20 protein-coding genes and 1 pseudogene are annotated in these 20,837 nt (G+C 70.8%); 8 read left to right on the top strand and 13 right to left on the bottom strand.

Annotated features, from left to right (window positions below; translation table 11 throughout):
* The coding region (locus AB0M54_RS47195) for a M24 family metallopeptidase (protein ID WP_364479777.1) at positions 1–432 on the bottom strand (432 nt) is incomplete at its 3' end.
* Between the two features lie 66 nt (positions 433–498).
* On the opposite strand from AB0M54_RS47195, the gene AB0M54_RS47190 reads away from it, so the two are divergent.
* Complete coding sequence (locus AB0M54_RS47190; RefSeq protein ID WP_364323222.1) at positions 499–768, top strand: helix-turn-helix transcriptional regulator; 270 nt, start codon at positions 499–501, stop codon at positions 766–768.
* On the opposite strand, the gene AB0M54_RS47185 is transcribed toward AB0M54_RS47190, so the two are convergent.
* Positions 765–1,652, bottom strand: coding sequence for a LysR family transcriptional regulator (locus AB0M54_RS47185; RefSeq protein WP_364323220.1), 888 nt, complete (start codon positions 1,650–1,652; stop codon positions 765–767). The two genes, AB0M54_RS47190 and AB0M54_RS47185, sit on opposite strands and share 4 nt — an antisense overlap.
* A gap of 77 nt (positions 1,653–1,729) precedes the next feature.
* Between AB0M54_RS47185 and AB0M54_RS47180 the strand changes: the two genes are divergently transcribed.
* Complete coding sequence (locus AB0M54_RS47180; RefSeq protein WP_364479774.1) at positions 1,730–2,977, top strand: MFS transporter; 1,248 nt, start codon at positions 1,730–1,732, stop codon at positions 2,975–2,977.
* Here AB0M54_RS47180 and AB0M54_RS47175 read toward each other — a convergent pair.
* On the bottom strand, positions 2,902–4,062 hold the full coding sequence (locus AB0M54_RS47175; RefSeq protein ID WP_364479780.1) for an erythromycin esterase family protein: 1,161 nt from the start codon (positions 4,060–4,062) through the stop codon (positions 2,902–2,904). The genes AB0M54_RS47180 and AB0M54_RS47175 overlap by 76 nt on opposite strands.
* A gap of 63 nt (positions 4,063–4,125) precedes the next feature.
* Here AB0M54_RS47175 and AB0M54_RS47170 point away from each other — a divergent pair, with 63 nt between their 5' ends.
* Entirely contained in the window at positions 4,126–4,899 is a 774-nt protein-coding gene (locus AB0M54_RS47170; protein WP_364479771.1) for a TioE family transcriptional regulator, read from the top strand.
* A gap of 9 nt (positions 4,900–4,908) precedes the next feature.
* Here the strand turns inward: AB0M54_RS47170 and AB0M54_RS47165 are convergent, their stop codons facing one another.
* Together AB0M54_RS47165 and AB0M54_RS47160 are read right to left on the bottom strand one after the other, a co-directional pair.
* Entirely contained in the window at positions 4,909–5,631 is a 723-nt protein-coding gene (locus AB0M54_RS47165; protein ID WP_364479768.1) for a methyltransferase domain-containing protein, read from the bottom strand.
* A 64-nt stretch (positions 5,632–5,695) separates the two neighbouring features.
* Positions 5,696–6,445, bottom strand: a complete 750-nt coding sequence (locus tag AB0M54_RS47160) for a hypothetical protein (protein ID WP_364479765.1) — start codon at positions 6,443–6,445, stop codon at positions 5,696–5,698.
* Between the two features lie 200 nt (positions 6,446–6,645).
* Here AB0M54_RS47160 and AB0M54_RS47155 point away from each other — a divergent pair, with 200 nt between their 5' ends.
* A complete protein-coding gene (locus tag AB0M54_RS47155; RefSeq protein ID WP_364479763.1) occupies positions 6,646–7,833 on the top strand; it encodes an MFS transporter in 1,188 nt (395 codons plus the stop codon).
* On the opposite strand, the gene AB0M54_RS47150 is transcribed toward AB0M54_RS47155, so the two are convergent.
* The 6 genes from AB0M54_RS47150 to AB0M54_RS47125 are packed head-to-tail and all read right to left on the bottom strand — an operon-like array spanning position 7,797 to position 14,006.
* Positions 7,797–9,221: a condensation domain-containing protein gene (locus tag AB0M54_RS47150; protein ID WP_364479760.1), complete on the bottom strand. Its 1,425-nt coding sequence runs from the start codon at positions 9,219–9,221 to the stop codon at positions 7,797–7,799. The two genes, AB0M54_RS47155 and AB0M54_RS47150, sit on opposite strands and share 37 nt — an antisense overlap.
* Entirely contained in the window at positions 9,218–10,345 is a 1,128-nt protein-coding gene (locus AB0M54_RS47145; RefSeq protein WP_364479757.1) for an iron-containing alcohol dehydrogenase, read from the bottom strand. The genes AB0M54_RS47150 and AB0M54_RS47145 overlap by 4 nt, the downstream gene beginning before the upstream one ends.
* Positions 10,338–11,147: a TIM barrel protein gene (locus AB0M54_RS47140; RefSeq protein WP_364479754.1), complete on the bottom strand. Its 810-nt coding sequence runs from the start codon at positions 11,145–11,147 to the stop codon at positions 10,338–10,340. Before AB0M54_RS47140 ends, AB0M54_RS47145 begins: the two co-directional genes overlap by 8 nt.
* Positions 11,144–11,992: a hypothetical protein gene (locus AB0M54_RS47135; RefSeq protein ID WP_364479751.1), complete on the bottom strand. Its 849-nt coding sequence runs from the start codon at positions 11,990–11,992 to the stop codon at positions 11,144–11,146. Before AB0M54_RS47135 ends, AB0M54_RS47140 begins: the two co-directional genes overlap by 4 nt.
* The gene (locus AB0M54_RS47130) at positions 11,989–13,758 is read right to left on the bottom strand and encodes a carbamoyltransferase C-terminal domain-containing protein (RefSeq protein ID WP_364479748.1); all 1,770 of its coding nucleotides are present in this window, start codon (positions 13,756–13,758) and stop codon (positions 11,989–11,991) included. The genes AB0M54_RS47135 and AB0M54_RS47130 overlap by 4 nt, the downstream gene beginning before the upstream one ends.
* On the bottom strand, positions 13,755–14,006 hold the full coding sequence (locus tag AB0M54_RS47125; RefSeq protein ID WP_364479745.1) for an acyl carrier protein: 252 nt from the start codon (positions 14,004–14,006) through the stop codon (positions 13,755–13,757). Before AB0M54_RS47125 ends, AB0M54_RS47130 begins: the two co-directional genes overlap by 4 nt.
* 339 nt (positions 14,007–14,345) lie before the next feature.
* Between AB0M54_RS47125 and AB0M54_RS47120 the strand changes: the two genes are divergently transcribed.
* The 4 genes from AB0M54_RS47120 to AB0M54_RS47105 are packed head-to-tail and all read left to right on the top strand — an operon-like array spanning position 14,346 to position 18,691.
* Entirely contained in the window at positions 14,346–15,614 is a 1,269-nt protein-coding gene (locus tag AB0M54_RS47120) for a DegT/DnrJ/EryC1/StrS family aminotransferase (RefSeq protein ID WP_364479742.1), read from the top strand.
* 1 nt (position 15,615) lies between these two features.
* Positions 15,616–16,680 carry a Gfo/Idh/MocA family oxidoreductase gene (locus AB0M54_RS47115; RefSeq protein ID WP_364479740.1) on the top strand — a complete coding sequence of 355 codons (1,065 nt, stop codon included), beginning with the start codon at positions 15,616–15,618 and terminating at the stop codon, positions 16,678–16,680.
* A complete protein-coding gene (locus AB0M54_RS47110) occupies positions 16,677–17,471 on the top strand; it encodes a glycosyltransferase family 2 protein (protein WP_364479737.1) in 795 nt (264 codons plus the stop codon). The genes AB0M54_RS47115 and AB0M54_RS47110 overlap by 4 nt, the downstream gene beginning before the upstream one ends.
* Complete coding sequence (locus AB0M54_RS47105; protein ID WP_364479734.1) at positions 17,468–18,691, top strand: class I SAM-dependent methyltransferase; 1,224 nt, start codon at positions 17,468–17,470, stop codon at positions 18,689–18,691. The genes AB0M54_RS47110 and AB0M54_RS47105 overlap by 4 nt, the downstream gene beginning before the upstream one ends.
* Positions 18,692–18,736: 45 nt before the next feature.
* Here the strand turns inward: AB0M54_RS47105 and galE are convergent, their stop codons facing one another.
* Together galE and AB0M54_RS47095 are read right to left on the bottom strand one after the other, a co-directional pair.
* Entirely contained in the window at positions 18,737–19,762 is a 1,026-nt protein-coding gene (gene galE / locus AB0M54_RS47100; protein ID WP_364479731.1) for a UDP-glucose 4-epimerase GalE, read from the bottom strand.
* A 221-nt stretch (positions 19,763–19,983) separates the two neighbouring features.
* Positions 19,984–20,187: pseudogene (locus AB0M54_RS47095) on the bottom strand (ISAzo13 family transposase); the annotation flags it as partial.
* Between the last annotated feature and the right edge of the window lie 650 nt (positions 20,188–20,837).

Below are 20,837 nucleotides of genomic sequence, written 5' to 3'. Positions count from 1 at the left end.
GGCCGCGGCGATCCCGGCGGCCAGGGCGCGCTCGGTGGCGTCGATCATGGCGAGGCTCTCCGGCTGGTCCGCCCCGCCCACGACGAAGCTGACGGCCGAGTCGGCGACCACCCCGGCCAGGGAGACGGCCAGGTCGAGGCTCAGCAGGTCGCCGTCGGCCAGGGTGTAGTCGTACGGCTTGCCGTGCAGCACCGCGTCGTTGACCGACGTGCAGATGTAGTGACCGAACGGGCCGCGACCAAACGACGGCTCGTAGTCGACGTAGCTGGACTGCGCCCCGGCCTCGACGATCATGGCCTGGGCCCACCGGTCGATGTCCAGCAGGTTGGTGCCGGCCACGCTGCGGCCCTTCAGGCTCTGCAGGATGCCGGCCACCAGGGCGCCGGTCTCCCGGGCCCGGGGCAGCTCGGCGGGGCTGAAGAACTCGATCATGTGAAGCCCTGTTCGTCGACCCAATAAGTATCCCGGCAATGTTATCCCGGTACTAGAATCGGGACCATGGTCAGGTTGCCACTCAGTCCCGAAGAGGTCGAGCGCGGGCAGCGCCTCGGCGCCCTGCTGCGTCGCGCCCGGGGAGACCGCTCGATGCTGATGACCGCGCTGGAGGCGGGCGTCTCGCCGGAGACCCTCCGCAAGATCGAGTCCGGCCGGGTGGCCACCCCCGCCTTCCCGACCATCGCCGCCATCGCCGACGTGCTCGGCCTGTCCCTCGACGCCGTCTGGGCCGAGATCAACCGTACGGACGCCGGGGCGCGGCTGGCCTCCTAGGGTCCGGCCTGGTCACGGGCCAGCTCAGCCAGACGCGAGGCCGCCGCGCTCAGCGTGCGCCCGCGCAGCGTGGCCACGCTCACGCTCATCTCCAACGTCGCGTCCGCGATCTCGATCCAGTGGATCCCGTCGTCGCCGGTGATCAGGTAGCGCGGCAGGAAGCCCACCCCCAGCCCGTTGCGGACGAGCGCCGCGGTGTCGTTGGTGTCCGACGTCTCGATCTGGATGTCACGCCACAGGCCGCGCCGCCGGAACTCGGCGTCGACCAGGGTGCGGTTGCCGAAGCCCTCACGGAAGTCGACGAACCGCAGCGTCGCGGCCTCGGCCAGGCTGATCGACGACCGCCCGGCCAGCGGATGCCCGGCCGCCACGCCCAGACCCAGCGCCGTGGTGGCCAGCACGTCGACGTGCAGGTCGGGGTAGTCGGCCGGCCGGGCGGCCAGGAAGGCCAGATCGAGGTCGCCGCGGCGCAGGCCCTCGGCCAGACCGGCGGTGCCGGTGGCGGCCGGCGCCAGGCGCATGGTGACGCCGGGATGGCCGGCGTTGAACCGGCCCAGCAGGCGCGGGATGTCGAACAGGGTCACGTTGGTCATGTAGCCGATCCGGATCGAGCCGGACAGGCCGCCGCGCACCTCGTCGACGGCGTCCCGGGCGGCCTGGAACGCGTCCAGGATCGCGGTCGCGCGGGGCAGCAGCGCCTGACCGGCCGCGGTGGGCCGGACCCGCCGGGTGGTCCGGTCGAACAGGCGCTGCCCCAGATCGGCCTCCAGGGCGGCGACCGTGGCCGAGACGGCCGACTGCACCAGATGCAACTCGGCGGCCGCGCGGGTGAAGCTGCCCACACGAGCCACCGCCACGAACACTTCCAGCTGCCGTTTATCCACGATTCATCTCCGATGACGGTCAATCGCATCAGATCTTATTGTTGGACGCGATCAAAGTCCCGGCCGATCCTTGTCTCATGCGCACTCGCAAAACCGGGTTCTGGATCGCCGCGGCCGCGTTCCTGGTCGTCATGGCGTACAGCACCGTGCCCACCCCGCTCTGGTCGCTCTACCAGCAACGCGACGGCTTCTCGACCTTCGCGGTCACGATCGCGTTCGCCGCGTACGCGATCGGGGTGGTGATCAGCCTGTTCCTCGCCGGGCACCTGGGCGACACCCACGGCCGGCGCCGCGTCCTGCTGCCCGCGATCGGGCTCGAGATCGTCTCGGCCGTCATCTTCCTGCTACGCACCGACCTGGCCGGGCTGATCGTGGCCCGGGTCGTCTCGGGTCTGGGCATCGGCATGCTGACCGCCACGATCACCGCCCACATCCTCGACCTGCACCTTTCGTCGCGTCCCGGGGCCGATGCGACCCGCGGCCAGATCGTGTCCGCGGCGGCGAACCTCGGCGGCTTCGGCGTCGGCGCCCTCACCTCCGGGCTGCTGGCCCAGTACGTCACCGCGCCGCTGGTCACCCCGTACATCGTCTTCCTCGTGCTGCTCACCCTGGCCCTGGCCGGCGTGGCCCTCGTCCCCGAGACGGCCAACCCTCCCGCGGTACGCCCGGCCTACCGCCCGCAACGCGTCCGCGTCCCCGACCACGCGCGGGGACGGTTCTTCCGGGCCGGCGGGATCGCGTTCGCCGCGTTCGCGGTGCTGGGGCTGTTCACGTCGCTGGTGCCCGGCTTCGTCTCCGGCGAGTTGCACATCACCTCCAGGGCCGCGGCTGGGTTCGTGGTGTTCGTCGCCTTCGCCGCGGCCGTGGTCGCGCAGATCGCCGCCCGGCCGCTCGCCCTGCGTACCCAGATCGGGTTGGGTGCGGGTTTGCTCGTCACCGGCATCACGGCGCTCACGGTCGTGGTGGTGCAGGTCGGGTCACTCGGCTGGTTCTTCGCCGGTGGCGTGCTCAGCGGCGCCGGGGCGGGCCTGCTGTTCAAGGCGGCGCTGGCCGTCGGCGGGTCGCTGGCCGACGCCGCCCACCGCGGTGAGGTGCTCGCGGGCATCTTCCTCAGCGGATACATCGGGCTCACCGTGCCGGTGGTCGGCCTCGGCGTAGCCACCCTGTCGGTCAGCCTGCCGGCCGCGCTCACCGGCTTCACCGCCGTGATCATCGCGGTCACGGCGGCCACCGCCCTGCCGCTGCTCCGTCAGGGCGCCGGGCAGTCCTTGACGAACACGACGCCGTCGAGGCCGCTGATGAACGCCGGATCCAGGGCCGAGTAGCCGAACCAGGCCGACACGCGAGCGGCCCGGCCGGTCAGCCCGTGCGGCTCGACGAGGAGGCGGTCGGCCGGCTCGGCGTACAACCGGCCCTCGATGGTGTCGGGCGGCGGCGTGTCCACCCCGTGGTGGCGGATGGTGCCCACCGCCATCGCCAGGTGGCGGAAGCCGTCGCCCAGGCGGGCGTCGACCAGCGCGCCGGCGCTCCACCACTCCGGCCTGAGGTCGCCCCACATGGTCAGGCTGCTGCGGTGCCGTTGCAGGTGCGCGTTGTGGGTGTAGACCAGCGCCGGACCCCATTCGGCGGCGGCCAGGAGGTTCGCGGCCATCATCGAGTCGCGTACGCCGAGCAGCCGGTCCACCCGCAACGGCCCCGGGTCGGCCATCCAGAAGTGGTAGCGCAACAACCCCGTGGCGGTACGGGCGTAGAGCCGCCCGCGGTCCCACCCCTCCCGGGACGACGCGGCGATCAGGTGGGGCGCCTCGGCCTCCACCAGCGCCGCCAGGTCGTCGGCGAGCACCCGCAACTCGCGGGCCTCGGCGCTCTGCCCGATCGACTGCGCCGGGTCCATCATGGTGTCCGGGTTGGTCCACCGGCCGTCGTCGCCCAGCAGGTCGCCGAGCGTTTCCGTGGTGCAGGGGAGCAGCCGCGGGTCGAGCCACCGCGCGAGGTAGCCGTGCAGCGCGATCACCACGTCCCGCGGGCTGTCCGGCCCGGTGATCTCCAGCGGCCCGTCCGCGCCGGCGAACCGCAGCCGCTCACCCGCCGGCCGCCCGTCATTGTGGTCACGCATCCACCGCACCAGCTCGCGGTTTGCCCGCGAAACCCCGAGCCCGTGGCTGAAACCGCGCGCCATCACGTCGTCGAGCGTGCCCTCGCCCAGGGTGACGTAGTCGTCGACCACGGTTCCGGCCAGGCAGTCGCTCTCGATCGCGATCGCCCGGAAGCCCTCCTGCTCGACCAGCTCCCGGAACAGGTCGTTGCGCACCTCCAGCAGCACGTCCTCGCCGTGCGTGGGCTCGCCCAGCCCCAGCAGCCGCGGTTTCGCCCCGATCAGCTTCATGACATTCGTAGCGCTGATGTTCATCGTCACCCCCTCAACGCTATCGTTGAACCGACGGTTGAAACCTTTGCGCGGCGTGAGCAGGAGATGGCAGGTCATAACCTTCAAGCTGGGGTACGCCTGAAGCCGGTCGATCTGGCCCGCGCGCATGGCCTGTCCACCCAGGCGGTCCGCAACTACGAGGCCGAGGGCATCCTTCCCGCCGCCAACCGCACGGCCGCCGGATACCGGATCTACGAGCCCGTCCACGCGTACGCGCTGAGCGCCTTTCTCGCCTTGATCCCCGGTCACGGCCACCCGACCGCGGCGGCGATCATGCGGGCGGTCAACCGTGACGCGGCCTCCGACGCGCTGCGCATCATCGACGAGAGCCACGCCCAGCTGCTCGACGACCGCCGCACGTTGCAGGCCGTGGCCGCCGCCCTGAACGACCTGGTGCCGGCGGCGCCCGCTTCACCCGGTGACACGTTCGTCGGGCCGCTGTCGCGCAAGCTCGGGTTGCGACCCGCCACGCTGCGCAAGTGGGAACGGGCCGGGCTGCTCCAACCGCGCCGCGACCGGCAGACGGGCTACCGCGTGTACGAGGCCGCCGACGTCCGCGACGCGCACCTGGTCCACCAGCTCCGGCGTGGCGGCTACCGGCTCGAGCAGATCGCCCCGCTGGTCCACCAGGTCCGCACGGCCGGCGGCATCGAGCCGGTCGAATCCATGCTCGACGACTGGCGTTCCCGCCTGTCCGCCCGCGGCCGGGCCATGCTCACCGGCGCCGCCGCCCTGGACGCGTACCTCCCCGTCTTCTCCGCCTTCCCCGTCTTCTCCCAGGAGCCTTCTCCCAGGATTTCGGCCGCGCCGGGTCTCTGAACCTTTTCGCTAGCGCAGGACGAGGAGGTCGAGGGCGTCGATGACCGGGCCGTCGACGTGGTCGGCGGCGGCGTTGAGGCGGGCCAGGCCGGTCGCGTACTCCTGGTCGGAGATCAGCTGGAGCGGGGTGTGCGCGGCCCGGCGCAGGCGGGTGGCGAAGTCGCGCAGCGAGGCGGCCGTACATTGCGGAACCTGCTCGATCGCCGCCACCCCGAAACCGGAAGCGCCGAACGCCTCCTGCACCTCGGGCACGCTGGGGAAACTGTCCAGGACGCGGATCGCCTCGGTGAAGTAGCGGAACAGGGTGATCGTGTCGTGCCGCCCCGCGAACGCCGACCGGATCAGCACCGGCCCGCCCGGCCGCAGCACCCGCCGGATCTCGTGGGCGGAGCGGACCAGATCGGGCACGTGATGCACGACCGTGGACAGCCACACCGCGTCCACCGAGCCGTCCGCGAGCGGGATGTGCTCGGCGTCGCCGGCCAGCACGTGCGGGTGCTCGGAGCGGGCCCGCATCGCCTCGGACGGCTCGACGGCGATCACGGCGTACGAGTCGGCGAAGGCCTTGGCCCACGCGCCGGTGCCCGAGCCCAGGTCGAGCAGGCGCTTGCCGTGGGCCGGGGGGAGATGCCGGCCGACCGCGGCGAGCCACGAGTCAAGGGCGGCCGCGGCCAGATGCCGGGTGTCCGCGAACGCGGCGGCGTCGTGTCCGTCATAAGCGATCCGAGCCATCCTGCGACCCAACCGCGCGCCCCGCGTCCACACAAGACTTGGGCAGATTACTGACTGCCCCTCCCTACCTAAGGGTGATCGGGCTTGGTACCGGCGGAGCGTCTATCCAGAAGCTCGATGGTCCCGGACGCAGCGGGAACTCGTCCTCCGACTTCGACACGTGGAGGATCCGGGGAGAGTACTTGCGTTCCTCGCCCTCCGGAAACGCGAACGACGGCGGCAGCGTATGCACATCATCCTTGTGCTCGATGAAGTACCGGTTCAGGTGGCTCTCGTCATGCCACACCGCCACCAGGCCATTGTCGACATCCTGCGCGACGCCGTCGGCCAGCCGCCGCACCATCGTGGTGGTCTCCCTCGCCCGCCCACCCCAAAAGCACGCCTGCCAGTATTCGGTGATGTCGGCGTGAGCGCGGTCCACCCAAGCCGCGCTGCCCGGGTTGGCCTCGAACGGCCCTTCGCTCCACCCGAAGTGGGGGTGCTGCACGCCGAAGTACGTCTTCCCGGCCGGCAGCAGCTCGGCCGCCCCGACCTCGGTGGCGACCATCATGTCGGCGTCGATGTAGACGACGAGATCCTCCGGCGGCAGGCCGTCGAGCGCGGCCCGGATGTAGTGGTAGCGGAACAGAGTGTTGTACGGCCAGTCGAGGTGCGGAATCTGAAAGCCGACGACGTCGGGGTCGACGTTGGTCACGTCGTCGGTGAAGAGCACGATCCGCCGGTTCCGGCCCGGCAGCAGATTGCGCCGGATGCTCGCCAGCGCGGGTTCGAGGAAGACCCGCCACGGCCCGGTCGAGATCAGGACGATGCTCACGCCAGGGGTCATCGCAGCTCCGATCGCCGAGGGGCACTCTCGAGGGCAGCGCGGTCGGCGGCACAACGAGGGGATCGTCTCCATTCGACCCCAGCCCTTCCTACTACGGCAAGGGAACGGGCGACCGTCAGCGACCTTGTTGGGCCGTTCCGGCCCGTGTTACAACAGCCCGGACAGGCCCCCGAGTCGAGAGGCCGCCGATGCCTGGAGACCGTACGGGTGACCGCCGGAGCCGGCTCGCGGTCAGCCTGCTGTACGTCGTGATGGGGTTCATGATCGGTAGCTGGGGTGCGCGGGTGCCGGCCATCCGGGCGCAGATCGGCGCGGGCGACGTGTCCTGGGGGCTGGCCAACACGATTGCCGCCGGCGGCGACATCGTCGGCCTCGGCATCGTCGTGCTGCTGGTGAGCCGGGCGAGCACCCGACGGCTGGCCGTGACCGGGGCTGCCGGGGTACTGCTCGCGGCCCCGTTGCTGGGCTTCGCCTCGTCGCTGACCACGGTCGTCGCCGGCATGCTGCTCTGGTACCTCTCGGCCCAGCTGCTGGCCACACCGATGGGGGCGCTGGCCATGCAGGTGCAGACCGCGTACGGGCGGCCCTTGCTGTCCTCGTTCAACGCCGCCTTCAGCGTGGCGGTCTTTCTCGGGGCCGGCGTCGGGACGGCCGCCGCGGCGCTGGACGTGTCACCCGGGGTCCAGTTCACCGTGGCGAACGCCGTGCTCGGGGCGCTGCTGCTGGGCAGCCTGCGCTGGCTGCCGGAGGAGGACCGGCCAGACGCCCCGCCGGGCGCCTCGCGCCGGCGGATCCGCGACCGGTTCACCCCGCAACTGCGGCTGATCGCGGTGCTGGCCTTTCTGGTCGGCCTCATCGCAAGCGTCAGCACCCAGTGGAGTTCCCTCTACGTGGCGGACGAGCTCGGCGGCGGCGCCGTGCTCGGCGGCCTCTGCTTCGCGCTGATGTCCGTGGTCGGGGTGCTCACCCTGCTGGTGGGCGACCGGCTTACGGCCCGGTACGGCGGCCGCCGGGTACTGCGGGCCGGCGTGCTGCTGGCCACCACCGGCCTGCTGCTCGCGCTGGCCCTCGACCGTCCGGCGGTGGCCGTCGCCGGGCTGACCGTGTTCGCGGTCGGGATCGCCTGCAACAACGCGATCGTCGACCAGTTCGCCGCCTCCCAGCCAACCGTCACTCCGAGCGAGGGCATCTCGGTATCGGAGATGGGCCAGCTGCCGGCGTTCTTCCTCACCCCAGCACTGATCGGCCTGCTGGCCGGCGCGGTCGGGCTGCGGTTCGCGCTGCTCCTGCCGGTTGCCGCCATGCTGGCGATGGCCGTACTGATCGGCTGGCTGCGGCACTACCCGGCGGAGGCCCCCGCGGCGTCGGGCCGCTGAGCGAGCAGCCGGTGAGCCTCGGCCAGCGGCGTGGCCGGGTCGGCGGCCAGCAGCCGGGCCACCGCGAGCTGATCGGCCACCAGCGACTCGGCCAGGCCCGGCTCGAAGAACGTCCGATTGAAGCCGAGGACCCCGCCCCGCCGGTCCGCGTTGACGGTGAGGTGCGGAGCGCCATGCTTGATCCAGGACGACAGGGTGCCGGGGAGCAGCTCGGACAGGGTGACCGCGTGCTCGGGCGCCGGCGTCCAGGCCGGGTCCGCCGCACGCACGGTCAGATCCCCGTACCGGAGCGGACCGACAGCCGGCGGGACCGGCTGGAGGTAGGCGTCAAACAGGTGCAGGTCCGACCACGGCCGCCCGGCGGCGAAGCCGGGGTGCAGCAGCCGCGCCAGCGTGGTGAAGGAAGTCGCGCTGTCGACCGCGGCGGCCAGCGCGGCGTGGGTGTGCCGGACGACCTCCTCCAGCGATGACCGTGGGCCGGGCGTGAACGGGAAGAAGACGTCCCTGGTGAACTGGCCCAGCAACCGGTGAGTGCCCGGCATCAGCCGGCCCAGAATCGTGGTACTGACCACGAGGCGGGGGGTGTCCATCCGGACCGACATCGCGGTGGCGTACGCGGCGGTCAGCACCACAAACGGTGTGGTCCGGTTTCGCCAGGCCAGGTCCGCCAGCGAGGAGACCACGCCGTCGCCGAACGCGAACGGCTGCCCGGCGTCGGCGAGCAGGTCCTCGGTGGGCCCGGGAGTCCGGACCGGCAGCCGCAGGTATTGCTCGGGCACCCACAGTTCCCGGGCCCACTGCTCGACCCGGTGCGCGGAGCGGCTCAGGTCGGCTCGCTGCGCCGCGGTCACCGCCGGCAGGTCCATGGGCACGGCCGGCAGCGCCGGGCCGCCGGACCGGGCCGCGTACGCGCCGAACACCTCCTCGAACAACACGTTGGCCGACCATCCGTCCAGCAGCAGGTGGCAGACGCCGATGACCAGCAGGTTGCGGACCGGTGTGAGCCGGACCAGATGCGCGCTCCACAGCGGCGGCTCGGCCAGCCGGTACGCCCGCCGCCGCTCGCCGGAGACCAGCCGTGAAACGTACGCGTCCTGCTCGGCCGGCGGGCACCCAGCCAGGTCGGCGACGCGGACGTCGGGCTCGAGGTCGGTATGGACGTCGAGCACCGCGTCCGGGCCGGCGGTCCGGACGGAGATCCGCAGGATGTCGTGCCGCCGGGTGACGTCGGCTATCGCCCGCCGCAGCAGGGCAGGGTCCAGCGGCCCGTCGATCTGCCGGACGACCAACCCGCCGAACCGGGACTGGCCCGGGTCGGCCGGATGCAGCTCGACCATCCGCTCCCACACCGCCTCGTAGTTCGGCGGGAGGTTGACCGGCCGGCTCATCCGGCGGCCAGCTCGCGCACGGTGCGGACGCTCCAGTCGATCGCGTCGGCCGGGATCTGGGCGGCGTGGGTGACGAACTCGACCGCGCCGAGCGGGGCGGGCAGCGGCAGGTTGAGGTTGCCCCGGTGCGCGGTCATCTTCTGCAGCGCCCGGGCGACCAGGTCCGGAGTGAGCGCTGGATGCCAGACCGGCAGCCCGACGGCCAGCAGCAGGTCGACGAGCGATCGCGCGGCCGGGCTGGACAGCCGGCCGAGCCGCTCGGCCAGCAGTGCGCTGACCGCCATGTCGACGGCCACCGCCTCGCCGTGGTTGAGCGCGTACCCCGACTCGATCTCCAGCAGCGGGCTGACGGTGTGGCCGAAGTCGAGGCTGCGGCAGAGGTCTCGCTCGAACAGATCCTGGTCCAGCTCAACCGCGATCAGCGCGGCCGCCCGGTGACAGGTCCGGACCAGTAGCTGCCGCCGGGTGTCCGGGGCGGTCGCGGCCAGCCAGGCCCGCACGTCGTCGAGCAGCGCCCGGTCGCAGGCGGCGCCGATCTTGATGATCTCGGCCATCCCGGCCCGGACCTGGCGGCGGTCCAGCGAGCCAAGCAGGTCAGTGTCGACCACCACAGCGGCGGGTGGGTGGAAGGCGCCGAGAAAGTTCTTGTTCTCCGCGAAGTTGACCCCGCACTTCGCCCCGACCGACGCGTCGACCTGGCCGAGCAGCGTCGAGCCGATCCGGATGTGAGCTACCCCGCGGCGGTAGACGCTGGCGGCGAACGCGGCCACGTCGATCACCGTCCCGCCGCCGATCACCACGAACACTCCGAGCCGGCCGATGCCCGCACGCAGCGCCGCAGCGCAGAGCTCCATCGCGTTATCGACCGACTTGTTGCCCTCCCCGGAGGGGCATACGATCCGGTGCCAGGTTCGGCTGTACGCGTGCCGCTCGATGTACCGGTCGATGCTCGGGCCGTACAGCCGGTCCACCGTCGGACTGGTCACGAAAAGCGCCTCCGGCCGGTCCCCGATCAGATCCCTCAGTACCCCGCATCCCGGGTCGAAGAGGCTGTCCATGGCGATGACCGGGTAGCCCGAACCCGGGTGTGAGTGCACCACGGCCAGTCGCACCGCCTCATTCATCGGCGAGCCCGTCTCGGGTCCAGGCCGCCAGCCGCCGCACGTCCACGGCCACCCGGGCCGGATCCAGCCCGTACTCGGCCTCCAGCAGTAAGCAGCCGTCGTACCCGCGCCCGATCACGTGCCGGACGACCCGCTCGGTGCCACCGTCCCCGGCTCCGACCGGCACGTTGCCCATCCCGCCGCCGACCCCGTCCTTGACGTGCAGCTGGCCGCACCGGTCCGGGCCGAGGGCATCGAAGAGCGCGCACGGGTCGTGGCCGAACCACACCGCGTTGTACGTGTCGAACAGCACCCGTAGTCCGGGCACCCCAGCCCGGTCCAGCAGCTGCCGGGTGGACCCCGCCCCGAGCGAGGTCTCCACGGCGAGCTCGGTCGGAGCCGGTCCCAGGTGCTCGTGAGCGGCCCGGAGCATGTCCGCGGCCCGGCCCAGATCCACGTCGGTACGGATCTCGCCGTCCTCGAACGCCGGCAGGTACACCACGGGAGCGGCCAGCTCCACCGCGGTCTCCACCGCGGCCCGGACCGCGTCCCAGCAGCGGTCCCGGCGTAGCGTGCCGGGCCGGGCGGTCATGCCGTACTCGTCCAGGACGCCTGCGGTCACCCCGGCGATGCGGACCCCCGAGGCGGCTGCCGCCGCCCGGTAGCGGCGCCGGACCTCTGGCCGCATCGCGTCCGGCTCCGGCCGGCCGGGCCCGCCCACGTCGAGCTGGATGCAGGACAGGCCGGCCCGGGCGGCGACGTCGAGGGCGGCGACCCCTCGCTCGGGGAGGCTCCACTGGGTGACGCCGAGCTCCACGGTCATGTCCGCGCCGACCGCACCGCGGCCAGCAGCCGCTTGGGCTCCGGGGCGGGCTGAAGGGCGAGCGCGGCCAGCACGATCCGCTCCAGCCCGAACGCCACGCAGGCCGAGTGCAGCACGTCGCCCTGACGGGCCGGGCCGATGTCGAACGCGGAGGTGAATACCGTGTGGTGCAGGTTGCGGGAGGCGACCGAGATCGTGCCGTCACCCCAGCTCGCCCGACCTTCCAGCTTCACCCCGGTCGCGACCTGCTTCGCACGGGCGAACCGGCCGAGCCGACCGTAGAAGATGTCCGATGCCGGTTCGACCACCACCTCGCCGAGCAGCCGGCGCAGCAGCTCCACCTGGCCGGCGAAGAGGCGGTCGGCCTCCTCCTCGACCCGAGCCGGCTCACCGACGAGGACGACCTCCCTCATGGTGAAGCTGCCCAGCCGGGTCTCGTCCCCCGGGCTGGGCTCGTAGCGGTGGCAGGTGCCGCGGGCGGTGTACGCGCGCAGCGGGTCGTCCTGCCGGGTGCCCTCCAGGTGCGCGAACGTGTGGTAGCAGGTGGACGGGGTCAGGACCCAGCCCGGGATGCGGGGCGGGGTCGCGCCGTCGATGTGCGGGACCGCGTGCATCGGGATCACCGGCAGCGTGTCGAAGAAATTAATCTTCTCCAACACTCGGGCGTCCAGGATGCTGGTGCAGGTGTGTGGACTGGGCCGCAGTTCGGCCGGGACCGCCCCGACCAGCGCGGCGTCCAGTTCTTCGTACGCCTCGTACAGCGCGTCGACGAACCGGTAGCCGACCAGCCCGCTCCCGGTACGGACCCGGGACAGCGCCCCCATGGTGACGAGCTCGTCGATCATGCCTGCCCCACGGGCTTCGACAGGCGGTACCCGGCGAGGTAAAGGCGATCGAGGCCGGTCCCGGTAAACAGCTTGATCGCAGTTTCCGGAGCCATGATGAGCGGCTGTCCCTTGATGTTGAGAGAGGTGTTGATGACACAGCCGACGCCAGTGGCCGCCTGCACTTTCCGTAGCAGCCGGTGAAACAGTGGATTGAGCGAGGCGGGGACGACCTGCACCCGGGACGTTCCGTCGTCGTGCACCGCGCCGGGGACCAGCTCTCGGGCGGCGACCCTGGCCGTCGCGGTGCAGAGCATGTACGCGGTGGGGTCGAGCGGCCGGCCTTCGAACAACCGGTCGTACTCGTCCTCCAGCAGCGCCGGGGCGAACGGCCGGAATGGCTCGCGGAGCTTGACCAGTGCATTGATCCGGTCCTTGACCGCTGCCCCGGCCGGCAGGGCCAGGATCGACCGGTTGCCGAGCGCCCGCGGGCCGAACTCCATGCGGCCGTGGAACCACCCGACAATCTGATCCGCGGCGATGTCGGCGGCGGCCAGTCTGAGGTAGTCCTCGATGTCGTCGATCCGCTCGGCCGTGACCGCGCCGATGTCCACGGCCGCCTCGACCGTACGGGCGACGTGCTCCGTGGGGTAGGCGGGCCCGAGGAACGGGTTGAACCGGCGCCGTCCTCGGGACCGGCGGGGGGAGGCGTTCTCCGCATCGACGTGCAGGGCGGCGCCGATGGCAGTCCCGTCGTCCCCGGCCGCGGGCTGGACGAACAGGTCCGCGACGGAGGGCAGTGCAGCGATGTCCTGGTTCGCCCGGCAGTTGAGGAAGGTTCCGCCGGCCAGGCACACCTGCTGCCGCCCAGTCGCGCCGACCCAGTGCGACACCAGCCCGGTCAGCACCTCGGCCAGCCGTTTCTGGAGGGCGGCGGCCAAGTCGGCGTGCTCAGGACCGACCACGGCATCGCCCCGGCGGGCCGGGAACCCCGCCAACCCGGCCAGGTACCCCATCGCCCCGGGATAGCCGGCGGTGCCGGCGCCCAGCCCCGTCCACGGCCAGTCGATCTCGACCGCGCCGGCGCGGAGGCCGACCAGCCGGTCGAACACCGGTGCGTACCGGCCCGGGTCTCCATACGCGGCCAGTCCCATCACTTTGTACTCGTCGGAGTTGAAAGCGAAGCCGAGGAACCGGGTGCACAGGGAGTACAGGATGCCGAGCGACTGCGAGACGTCCTGGTGGTGCACCCGGTTCAGCGTGCCGGCGCGGCCGGTGAACACCGACAGCGCGTCCAGCTCGCCCATTCCGTCCGACACGACGACCAGGGCCTCATCGAACCCGCTCGGGTGGAAAGCCGATGCGGCGTGCGCGACGTGGTGCCGGACCGGGTGGAACCGGTCGGCCACGTCGGTCCACCCGTGTTTGGTCAGCTCGGTCACTACCGTCTGCCCGCTCAGCACTTCGTCGAAGTAGCGCGGGTCGGTGCGCAGAAGGCGCCGGCACTCGTCGTACGCGAAGCCGTGCGCGACCATGGTCACCTCGTTCGGCCCGACGCCTGCCTCGCGTAGGCAGTAGTCGATCGCGTTGGCCGGGAACGCACCGGTGCCCTTCTCCCCGGTGAACCGCTCCTCCGCCGCGGCGGCCACCACCTCGCCGTCGATCACCAGGCCGGCCGCGCTGTCCAGGCCCTGGCAGACACGCTCGCTGATGCGGTCCACCCCCGGGTTCTGCCGGAGGTAGACCTGCTGTGCGTACGGCAGCCCGCTCAACCCCAGGGTGATCACCGGCGGCCTGCCGCGGCCAGCGCCCGCTCCACCTCGTGGACGAGTCCGTCCAGAGTGTCCGACCGGGTCACCGACTCGGCGGTCAGCTCGATGCCGAACGTCTCCTCGACCCGGACCAGGATGCCCATCACCAGGATCGAGTCGGCGCCGAGGCCGTCGGCGAAGCTCAGGTCGCCGGGCAGCGGGTGGTCCTCGGCCAGCCGCAGGTTTCGGCGCACGATCTGGGCCACCTCGTCTCCTGGATTCATCGCGTCCTTCCTGAAGGTGCGGTCGTCAGACCTGATCCTGGCGGCGTGGGTCTCCGGGCCGCAGGGACTCGCCGGAACGGCGTCTCGCCGCTCGCGCCCGGCTTCAAGGCCGGGGGGCGAAGGACGTCCTCGCCAGGTCTACCACCAATCTCCCCGGACTGCCCGGGTCGGCGAATTGCACGGTCCACTGTGCAACTGCCCGATCCGAGCAGTTGCACAGTGGACACGCTGACAATTGACGAAACGTCCGGCGTCGCCGAATGTGGGCCGTGTTGGTCGAGGGGGTGCCACCACCGACTGGTCAATGCCGGCTGCCGGCACATTCGAGGAGGCTCAGATATGCCAATCACCGCGCTCGCCAGCCAGGGCGGCGCCCCGGTGCGGACAACCCCGTGGCCGAGCTGGCCGTACGCCGACGAGCGGACGCAGGCGCTGGTGCGCGACGCCCTGACGAGCGAGCGGTGGGCGATCAGCGAGATGCAGCAGGACGCCGACCCGTACGAGCGGCGGTTCGCCCGCGCGTACGCCGAGTTCCATGGAGTCGCCGGTTGCGCCCCGACCACGAGCGGCAGCAGCGCGCTGACCATCGCGTTCGAGTCGCTCGGGCTGACTCGTGGGGCGGAGGTGCTGGTGCCCGGGTTGACCTGGGTGGCGTGCGCCTCCGCGGTCGCCAACGCCGGCCTGGTGCCGGTGCTGGTGGACATCGACCAGACCTCGCTGTGCATGTCGCCTGCCGCGGCTGAGGCGGCGATCACCGCAGCCACCGAGGCGGTGCTGCTGGTTCACCTGTCCTGCAACATCGCCGATCTGGACGCGTTCACCGACCTGTGCCGGCGGCATGGCCTCGCGATGGTCGAGGACTGCGCCCAAGCGCACGGCGCCCAGTACCGCGACCGCATGGTCGGTACCTTCGGCCAGATCGGTGCCTTCAGCATGCAGGAGTCGAAGGTGCTCACCGCCGGCGAGGGCGGCGCCGCCATCACCGACGACCCACAGCTCTACCGGCTGATGGAGCAGTATCGCGCCGATGGCCGGCGGTACGCAGCGGGCCATCGCGCGCCCGGGTTGCCCGAGCTGGACGAGGTCGGCGAGGTGCAGGGCCGCAACCTCTGCCTGTCCGAGGTGCAGGCGGCCATCCTGCTCGGCGGTCTCGAGCGGCTGCCGAGCGAGAACGCACGGCGGGCCAAGAACGCGCAGCATCTGGACAAGCTGGTTGGCGAAATCCCTGGGCTGACACCGCTGCCGCCGCAGGACGGTGTCACCCGCCGCACGTACTACCAGTACGCGATCCGGGTCGACCGGGCCGAGTTCGGCGGCGTCGACGTGGAGACGCTTCGCCAGGACCTGGTCGCCGAACTCGGTGTGTTCTGCGCGCCGCTGCATGACCCGCTGAACGCCAGCCTGCTCTACAACCCGCTGGCGTCTCCGCACAAGTACGACGCCACCGTCCTCTCCAGACTCGACCCCCGGCGATTCGACCTGCCGGAATCGCACCGGGCCCGGCAGGAGTTCCTCACCGTCCCGCACAATGTCCTGCTCGGGGACGGTGGGGATGTGGAGCAGGTGGCCGAGGCACTGGAGAAGATCCACACCGTCCGCGGCGGCTGACGTGGCCGGCCCCGTCCGCCTCGGCGTGATCGGCTGCGGCGAGATCGCGCAGGTCATGCATCTGCGGCACGCCGCTGCGCTCCGCCCGCTGTTCTCGCTCGACGCCGTCTGCGACACCGATCCGGTCGTGCTCGACGGAGTGCGGCGCGGGCTCGGCGTACCGGCCGGCCACCTCGACCACCGGGAGCTGCTGGCCACGCCGGGACTCGAGGCGGTGCTCGTGCTCACTCCCGGCGATCACGGTCCCATCGTGCTCGACGCGCTCGCCGCCGGGCTGCACGTATTCGTGGAGAAGCCGCTCTGCTACCGGGTCAAGGACGCCGAGGCGATCGTCGCCGCGGCCGTGACCGCGCGCCGGGCCGTGGTCACCGGGTATGTCCGGCTGTTCGACCCGGGCTTCCGCCGGTTGCGGGAGACCGTCGCCGGCATCCCCGGCCCCAAGCTGCTCGACGCCACCGTGGTGCTGCCGCCGGACTGGTACTACCGCCGCCACCATCAGGTGGTCCGGCCGGACGGCTGGCAGCCGCCGGACTCGCGGGAGGATTGGGGCGGCTCCTGGGACTACTTCGTCGACGAGGTGCTCCTCAACCTGGCCATCCACGAGGTCTACTGCATACGCGCTCTGGTCGGCGGCCGGCCCAAGCTGCTCGCCGCTCGCGAGCTGCTCGACCGCCGCGGGCTGCATGCCACCTGGGCGCACGGCGACTGGTCGGTGCTGCTCACCGTGCTCACACTGGCGGAGCTGGGCGGCGGCTACCGGGAGCAACTTCGGGTGGTCACCAACGACGGCGACTACACGCTGACGCTGCCGTCGGCGTACCTGGACCATTGTCCGTCCGAACTGTCCCGAACCCGGTACGAGGACGGCGGACTGCGCACTTCGGTGCAGCCCAGCTCGTACGAGTCGGTGTTCGGGCTGGAGCTCGAGCACTTCTACCGGTGCGTGCGGGAGGGGGCCGGCGGCCCGATGATGGCGGCGGGCGCGGCGCTGGACGTCGGCATGCTGCATGAGGTGCACCACGTGGTGCGGGGGAACGCCCAAACGGGAGCGGAGGGAGCTTCATGACTGGATCGGGCCACGACGTAGTCACCGTGATCACCGCTACCCGCGGACGGCCCGAGCTGCTGGCTCGGGCGCTGCGCTCGGTCGCCGGTCAGTGCTGCCAGCACGTAGCCGAGCACCTCGTGCTGGTGGACGACTGCCCGGACACCCTTCGCTCCCTCGCCGCCGGCACCCCGCCCCTGGTCCGGGTCGAGCCGGCGCCGCGTGGGCCGGGCGAAGTCACCGGGCCACGCCGCCTGGGCCGGCTGCGACAGCTCGGCGCCGAGACGGCGACGACCCGGTGGATCGCCTTCCTCGACGACGACAACGAGTGGGGTCCGGACCACCTGCACCGGCTGCTTGACACGGCCCGCCGGACCGAGGCGCCGGCGGTGCACTCGTGGCTGCAGGTCGTCGACGCGGCCGGCCGCCCGTACCTCGACCCCGTTTTTCCCTGGGTGAAGGACGACGAGCGCGGCCGGCGGGAGTATGAGCGACTGCGCGGGCTGGGCGTCGTCACGCCGGGATCGAACGTCTATCGGGACCGGGCCGACCGCGGCGACGGCCCGGATGACATCCAGTCGGTCGACGGCGGCGAGTGGCTGCTCGACCGGGAGCTGGCCCTGTCGGTCGGCTTCGAGTTCGATTTCACCGAGTACGACCGCGACCACCTCGTCGCCGACGACGACAAGTTCCTCGCCGCGCTGCTCCGGGACGGGGCGGAGATCGCCTGCACGCAACGGGCCACCCTGGTCTACCGGCTCGGCGGGTTCTCGACCTCGACGGTGCCTGAGGACCAGGTGAGCTGGCTGTGACGCTCGCGGCCCACGAAACCGCGATCGGCGATTTCTACGGGCGGTACCCGTACCCATGGCGGCCGCAGTACTTCGATACCGTCGACGACCCGCTGTTCGCCTGGACGATGCTCCGGCAGGAGACCGGCCGGACCGAGCTGGCCGCCCCGCAGGACGTGTGGGTGGCTGGATGCGGGACGAATCAGGCCCTGATGGTTGCCCTGCAGTACCCGGAGGCCCGGGTGCTCGGCACCGATGTGTCCGTGCAGGCGCTGGAGATCTGTCGGGCCAACGCCAACGACGTCGGGGTCGACAATCTCCGGCTCGACCATCAGGGCCTGCTCGCCAGCACCGCGGTGGCGGCCTTCGACCTCGTCGTCTGCACCGGCGTCGTGCACCACAATCCGGACCCTGCCGCATGTCTGAAGCAGCTGGCCGCCGCACTGCGAGATACCGGGGTGCTCGAGCTGATGGTTTACAACCGGTTCCACCGGCGCGAGCCGGTCGCGTTCCAGCAGGCCCAGCGGATCCTGCTGGGGACCGGCGACCACGCGGACCGGGTCGCTGCCGCGCGCGCCCTGGCTGGTGCGATCGACGAGCCCAGCACGCTGACCCGGAGCCTGGCCGGTACGGCCGGCCTGGACGACGCCGCCTGGGCGGACAGCTGGCTCAACCCGTACGAGCTCTCATGGGATGTGGACGGGCTGTGGGCGCTGGCCGCCGGTGCCGGGCTGGTCATCGACGCGCCGCGGGTCAACCCGTTCGACAAGGCCGCGGACCGGTTTCGGTGGAATCTCGAACTGGCCGACCCGGGACTGGCCCGGGCATACCGCGCGCTCGACGATCGGGCCCGCTGGCAGCTGGTCAACCTCCTCCATCTGGATCGCGCGCCGATGCTGTGGTTCTACCTCCGGCCCGACCGGGTCAGCTCCGGCGGCCGAGTCACCGAGGCCGAGCGGGACGAGCAGTTCCTCGCCGCGGTGCCCCGCCGGCCGGACGCGATGCGGCGACGCTACCGGCTCGACGACGACCAGCGGTACCGGCTGGGGACCGCTGCCGCACCGATCGGCCGGTGGCCGCCTCCGGCCGAGTTCAGGGCGTTGTGGGCGGCCGCCGATGGCCGACGCACCACCCGGGAGATCTTCGCCGCAACCGGGACCCCGGCCGACCCCGACACCGTGTATCGTGCCCGGCTGATGCTGACCTCGGCCGAGTTCCCGCACCTCGTGCTAGGGCCATGACCGTTCGCGGTCGCCCGGAAGATCCCGATCTTGTGGTGAGACTACCTACCGAGGTGCCGTATAACCCCGCGGATTCATGCGTTGAAAACGCCACGCATCCCGGCACATCTCTTTCAGGCCATGGACGGGTCGCCAGCCCCATGCCCGGTGGATCCGGTCGGAGTCGGCGACCAGGGTCGCCACGTCGCCCGGTCGCCGATCGGCCAGTTCGTATGGCAGCGGTCGGCCACAGGCTTCGCTGAGCGCGGCCACCAGCTGCAACACTGAGGTCCCTACACCGGTGCCGAGGTTGAACAGCTGCGTCCCGGTCTCTTCGTCAAGGTGCTCGAGAGCCGCTCGGTGACCGGCGACGACGTCGAGGACGTGGACGTAGTCACGAACTGCCGTACCGTCCGGGGTGTCGTAGTCGGAGCCGAACACGCTGAGTCGCTTCAAGCGGCCGACGGCAACCTGCATGAGGTATGGAACAACGTTGTTGGGGAGGCCCGCCGGAACCTCGCCGAGCAGCCCGGACGGGTGCGCACCAATCGGATTGAAGTAACGCAGCGAGATTGCTGACATCTCCGGACAGCGCTTACACGCGTCACGTATGACTTGCTCACACATCCACTTGGAGCGGGCGTACGGGTTTGTCGGCCGTGGCTCTTCATCCTCGGACAATCGTGCCCGGCTTGACTCGCCATAGATGGAACACGAGCTGGAGAAGACAATCTTCTGTACGCCGTGTCTCTGCATGCTGTGGAGCAAGTTTGTCGTGCCCCCGAGATTGACGTCGTAATACACCAGCGGAATATTCATTGACTCACCGATCGCCTTCTTCGCCGCAAAGTGGATGACGGCGTCAATGGAATGCTTCTCGAAGATGGCGTCCAGAGCACGCCGGTCGCGCATATCGGCCGGAACACTGATCAGCGGGCGGCCGGCAACCTCTTGAACACGTCCGAGAGCGGCCGGAGAAGAATTCGAATAGTCATCGACCACCACTACGTCGTAATCGTGTTCGAGCAATTCCGCACAGGTGTGGCTGCCGATGTATCCCGCACCTCCGGTGACCAGAACAGTTCGCGGCATCTCCCCGTCCTTTCTCGCCAAGATCCAGGTTTGTACCCCACGGGTAACCACAAACCCAGCGATCGTGTCGAAGGGTCCGACGGATCCGTGCTCGTTATGCTGCCTTGTCGGAGTGGGCGGTTATCTGGGTGGCGTCCAGGTCGATGACGACCCACCCGCACAACACTTTGCCCGCCACCGTCAGCCACGGGAAGCCGTCCGGCCGACATGCTCGTCGCGCCGAGCGCCAGCAACACCGGACGCAGCCCAGGGTCAAGATTCACCGCCTGCTTACGGCCCCATCGGGCTTGCGGGTCCGGCCTAGAGGCACGGGCCCAGCGTCGAGTTCATCGACACCGAGCGCCACGGTCGCTTCTCGGGCCTCGGCCGCCCCTGGCCACCGCCCGGATCCCGCCATGGCCCAGGACTCGCGCCTCAGCACCCATCAACAACCGACACTGCCGTTCATTCAGATGCGGAAGAATCGCCTCGAACTTCGCCGACCAGAATTTCAGCAACGACCGATGACAGTCTGTAGGACGCAGCTCCCCTGCGGTGATGGTCCACTTGGGCGGTCATCAGCGCGGACGGCGAGTGACTTGGCCGACACGTCGCAGCCCTGGATCACTCGCTGTCAATGTTGCCGCATTGCGGTTCCCAGCGATCGTCCTGAGTGGATCTTAACTCGGGTTGAAGCGCGCCGAACGGCCGTGTACAAACGAATCGAACAGGCAAACGTGAAAGATCCACATCAATGCCCAAAGGGTTATGTCCCGTCGTCCAACCCGGGTCCGCGAGGCCGGCCGATTGCGGCCGGATGACTGTGCCGTGTACCTGATACCGAGGAGTTCCGTCGGTGCAAGATCTTCCGCGCCGCGTACGGAAAAGAAGTCTCATGGGGGAGGGTATGACCGTGACTACCGAGGTGGACTGGTCATCCGGAGCCGGTAAGGCGCCGGCGGTGGAGCTGCCGCTGAACCAGCTGAGGCCCGGGGCCTACAGGTGGATGACCGTTGTGCGGAGGTCGGGCGGGATCCGGCGGAGATCGAGCGGTCGGCGTTCGTACGCGGGGATCCGTCGGAGGTTGGTCCTGATT

Source organism: Actinoplanes sp. NPDC051470 (assembly GCF_040682035.1).
Lineage (GTDB): Bacteria > Actinomycetota > Actinomycetes > Mycobacteriales > Micromonosporaceae > Actinoplanes.
The sequence above is the reverse complement of the archived record's forward strand: the minus strand, read 5'-3'. Positions and strand labels throughout refer to the sequence as shown.

Excerpts from the sequence above, each read along its gene's own strand:
- AB0M54_RS47190 (WP_364323222.1), top strand. The coding sequence starts at position 499 with ATGGTCAGGTTGCCACTCAGTCCCGAAGAGGTCGAGCGCGGGCAGCGC.
- AB0M54_RS47180 (WP_364479774.1), top strand. The coding sequence starts at position 1,730 with ATGCGCACTCGCAAAACCGGGTTCTGGATCGCCGCGGCCGCGTTCCTG.
- AB0M54_RS47175 (WP_364479780.1), bottom strand. The coding sequence starts at position 4,062 with ATGAACATCAGCGCTACGAATGTCATGAAGCTGATCGGGGCGAAACCG.
- AB0M54_RS47170 (WP_364479771.1), top strand. The coding sequence starts at position 4,126 with ATGGCAGGTCATAACCTTCAAGCTGGGGTACGCCTGAAGCCGGTCGAT.
- AB0M54_RS47165 (WP_364479768.1), bottom strand. The coding sequence starts at position 5,631 with ATGGCTCGGATCGCTTATGACGGACACGACGCCGCCGCGTTCGCGGAC.
- AB0M54_RS47155 (WP_364479763.1), top strand. The coding sequence starts at position 6,646 with ATGCCTGGAGACCGTACGGGTGACCGCCGGAGCCGGCTCGCGGTCAGC.
- AB0M54_RS47150 (WP_364479760.1), bottom strand. The coding sequence starts at position 9,221 with ATGAGCCGGCCGGTCAACCTCCCGCCGAACTACGAGGCGGTGTGGGAG.
- AB0M54_RS47145 (WP_364479757.1), bottom strand. The coding sequence starts at position 10,345 with ATGAATGAGGCGGTGCGACTGGCCGTGGTGCACTCACACCCGGGTTCG.
- AB0M54_RS47140 (WP_364479754.1), bottom strand. The coding sequence starts at position 11,147 with ATGACCGTGGAGCTCGGCGTCACCCAGTGGAGCCTCCCCGAGCGAGGG.
- AB0M54_RS47135 (WP_364479751.1), bottom strand. The coding sequence starts at position 11,992 with ATGATCGACGAGCTCGTCACCATGGGGGCGCTGTCCCGGGTCCGTACC.
- AB0M54_RS47125 (WP_364479745.1), bottom strand. The coding sequence starts at position 14,006 with ATGAATCCAGGAGACGAGGTGGCCCAGATCGTGCGCCGAAACCTGCGG.
- AB0M54_RS47120 (WP_364479742.1), top strand. The coding sequence starts at position 14,346 with ATGCCAATCACCGCGCTCGCCAGCCAGGGCGGCGCCCCGGTGCGGACA.
- AB0M54_RS47110 (WP_364479737.1), top strand. The coding sequence starts at position 16,677 with ATGACTGGATCGGGCCACGACGTAGTCACCGTGATCACCGCTACCCGC.
- galE (WP_364479731.1), bottom strand. The coding sequence starts at position 19,762 with ATGCCGCGAACTGTTCTGGTCACCGGAGGTGCGGGATACATCGGCAGC.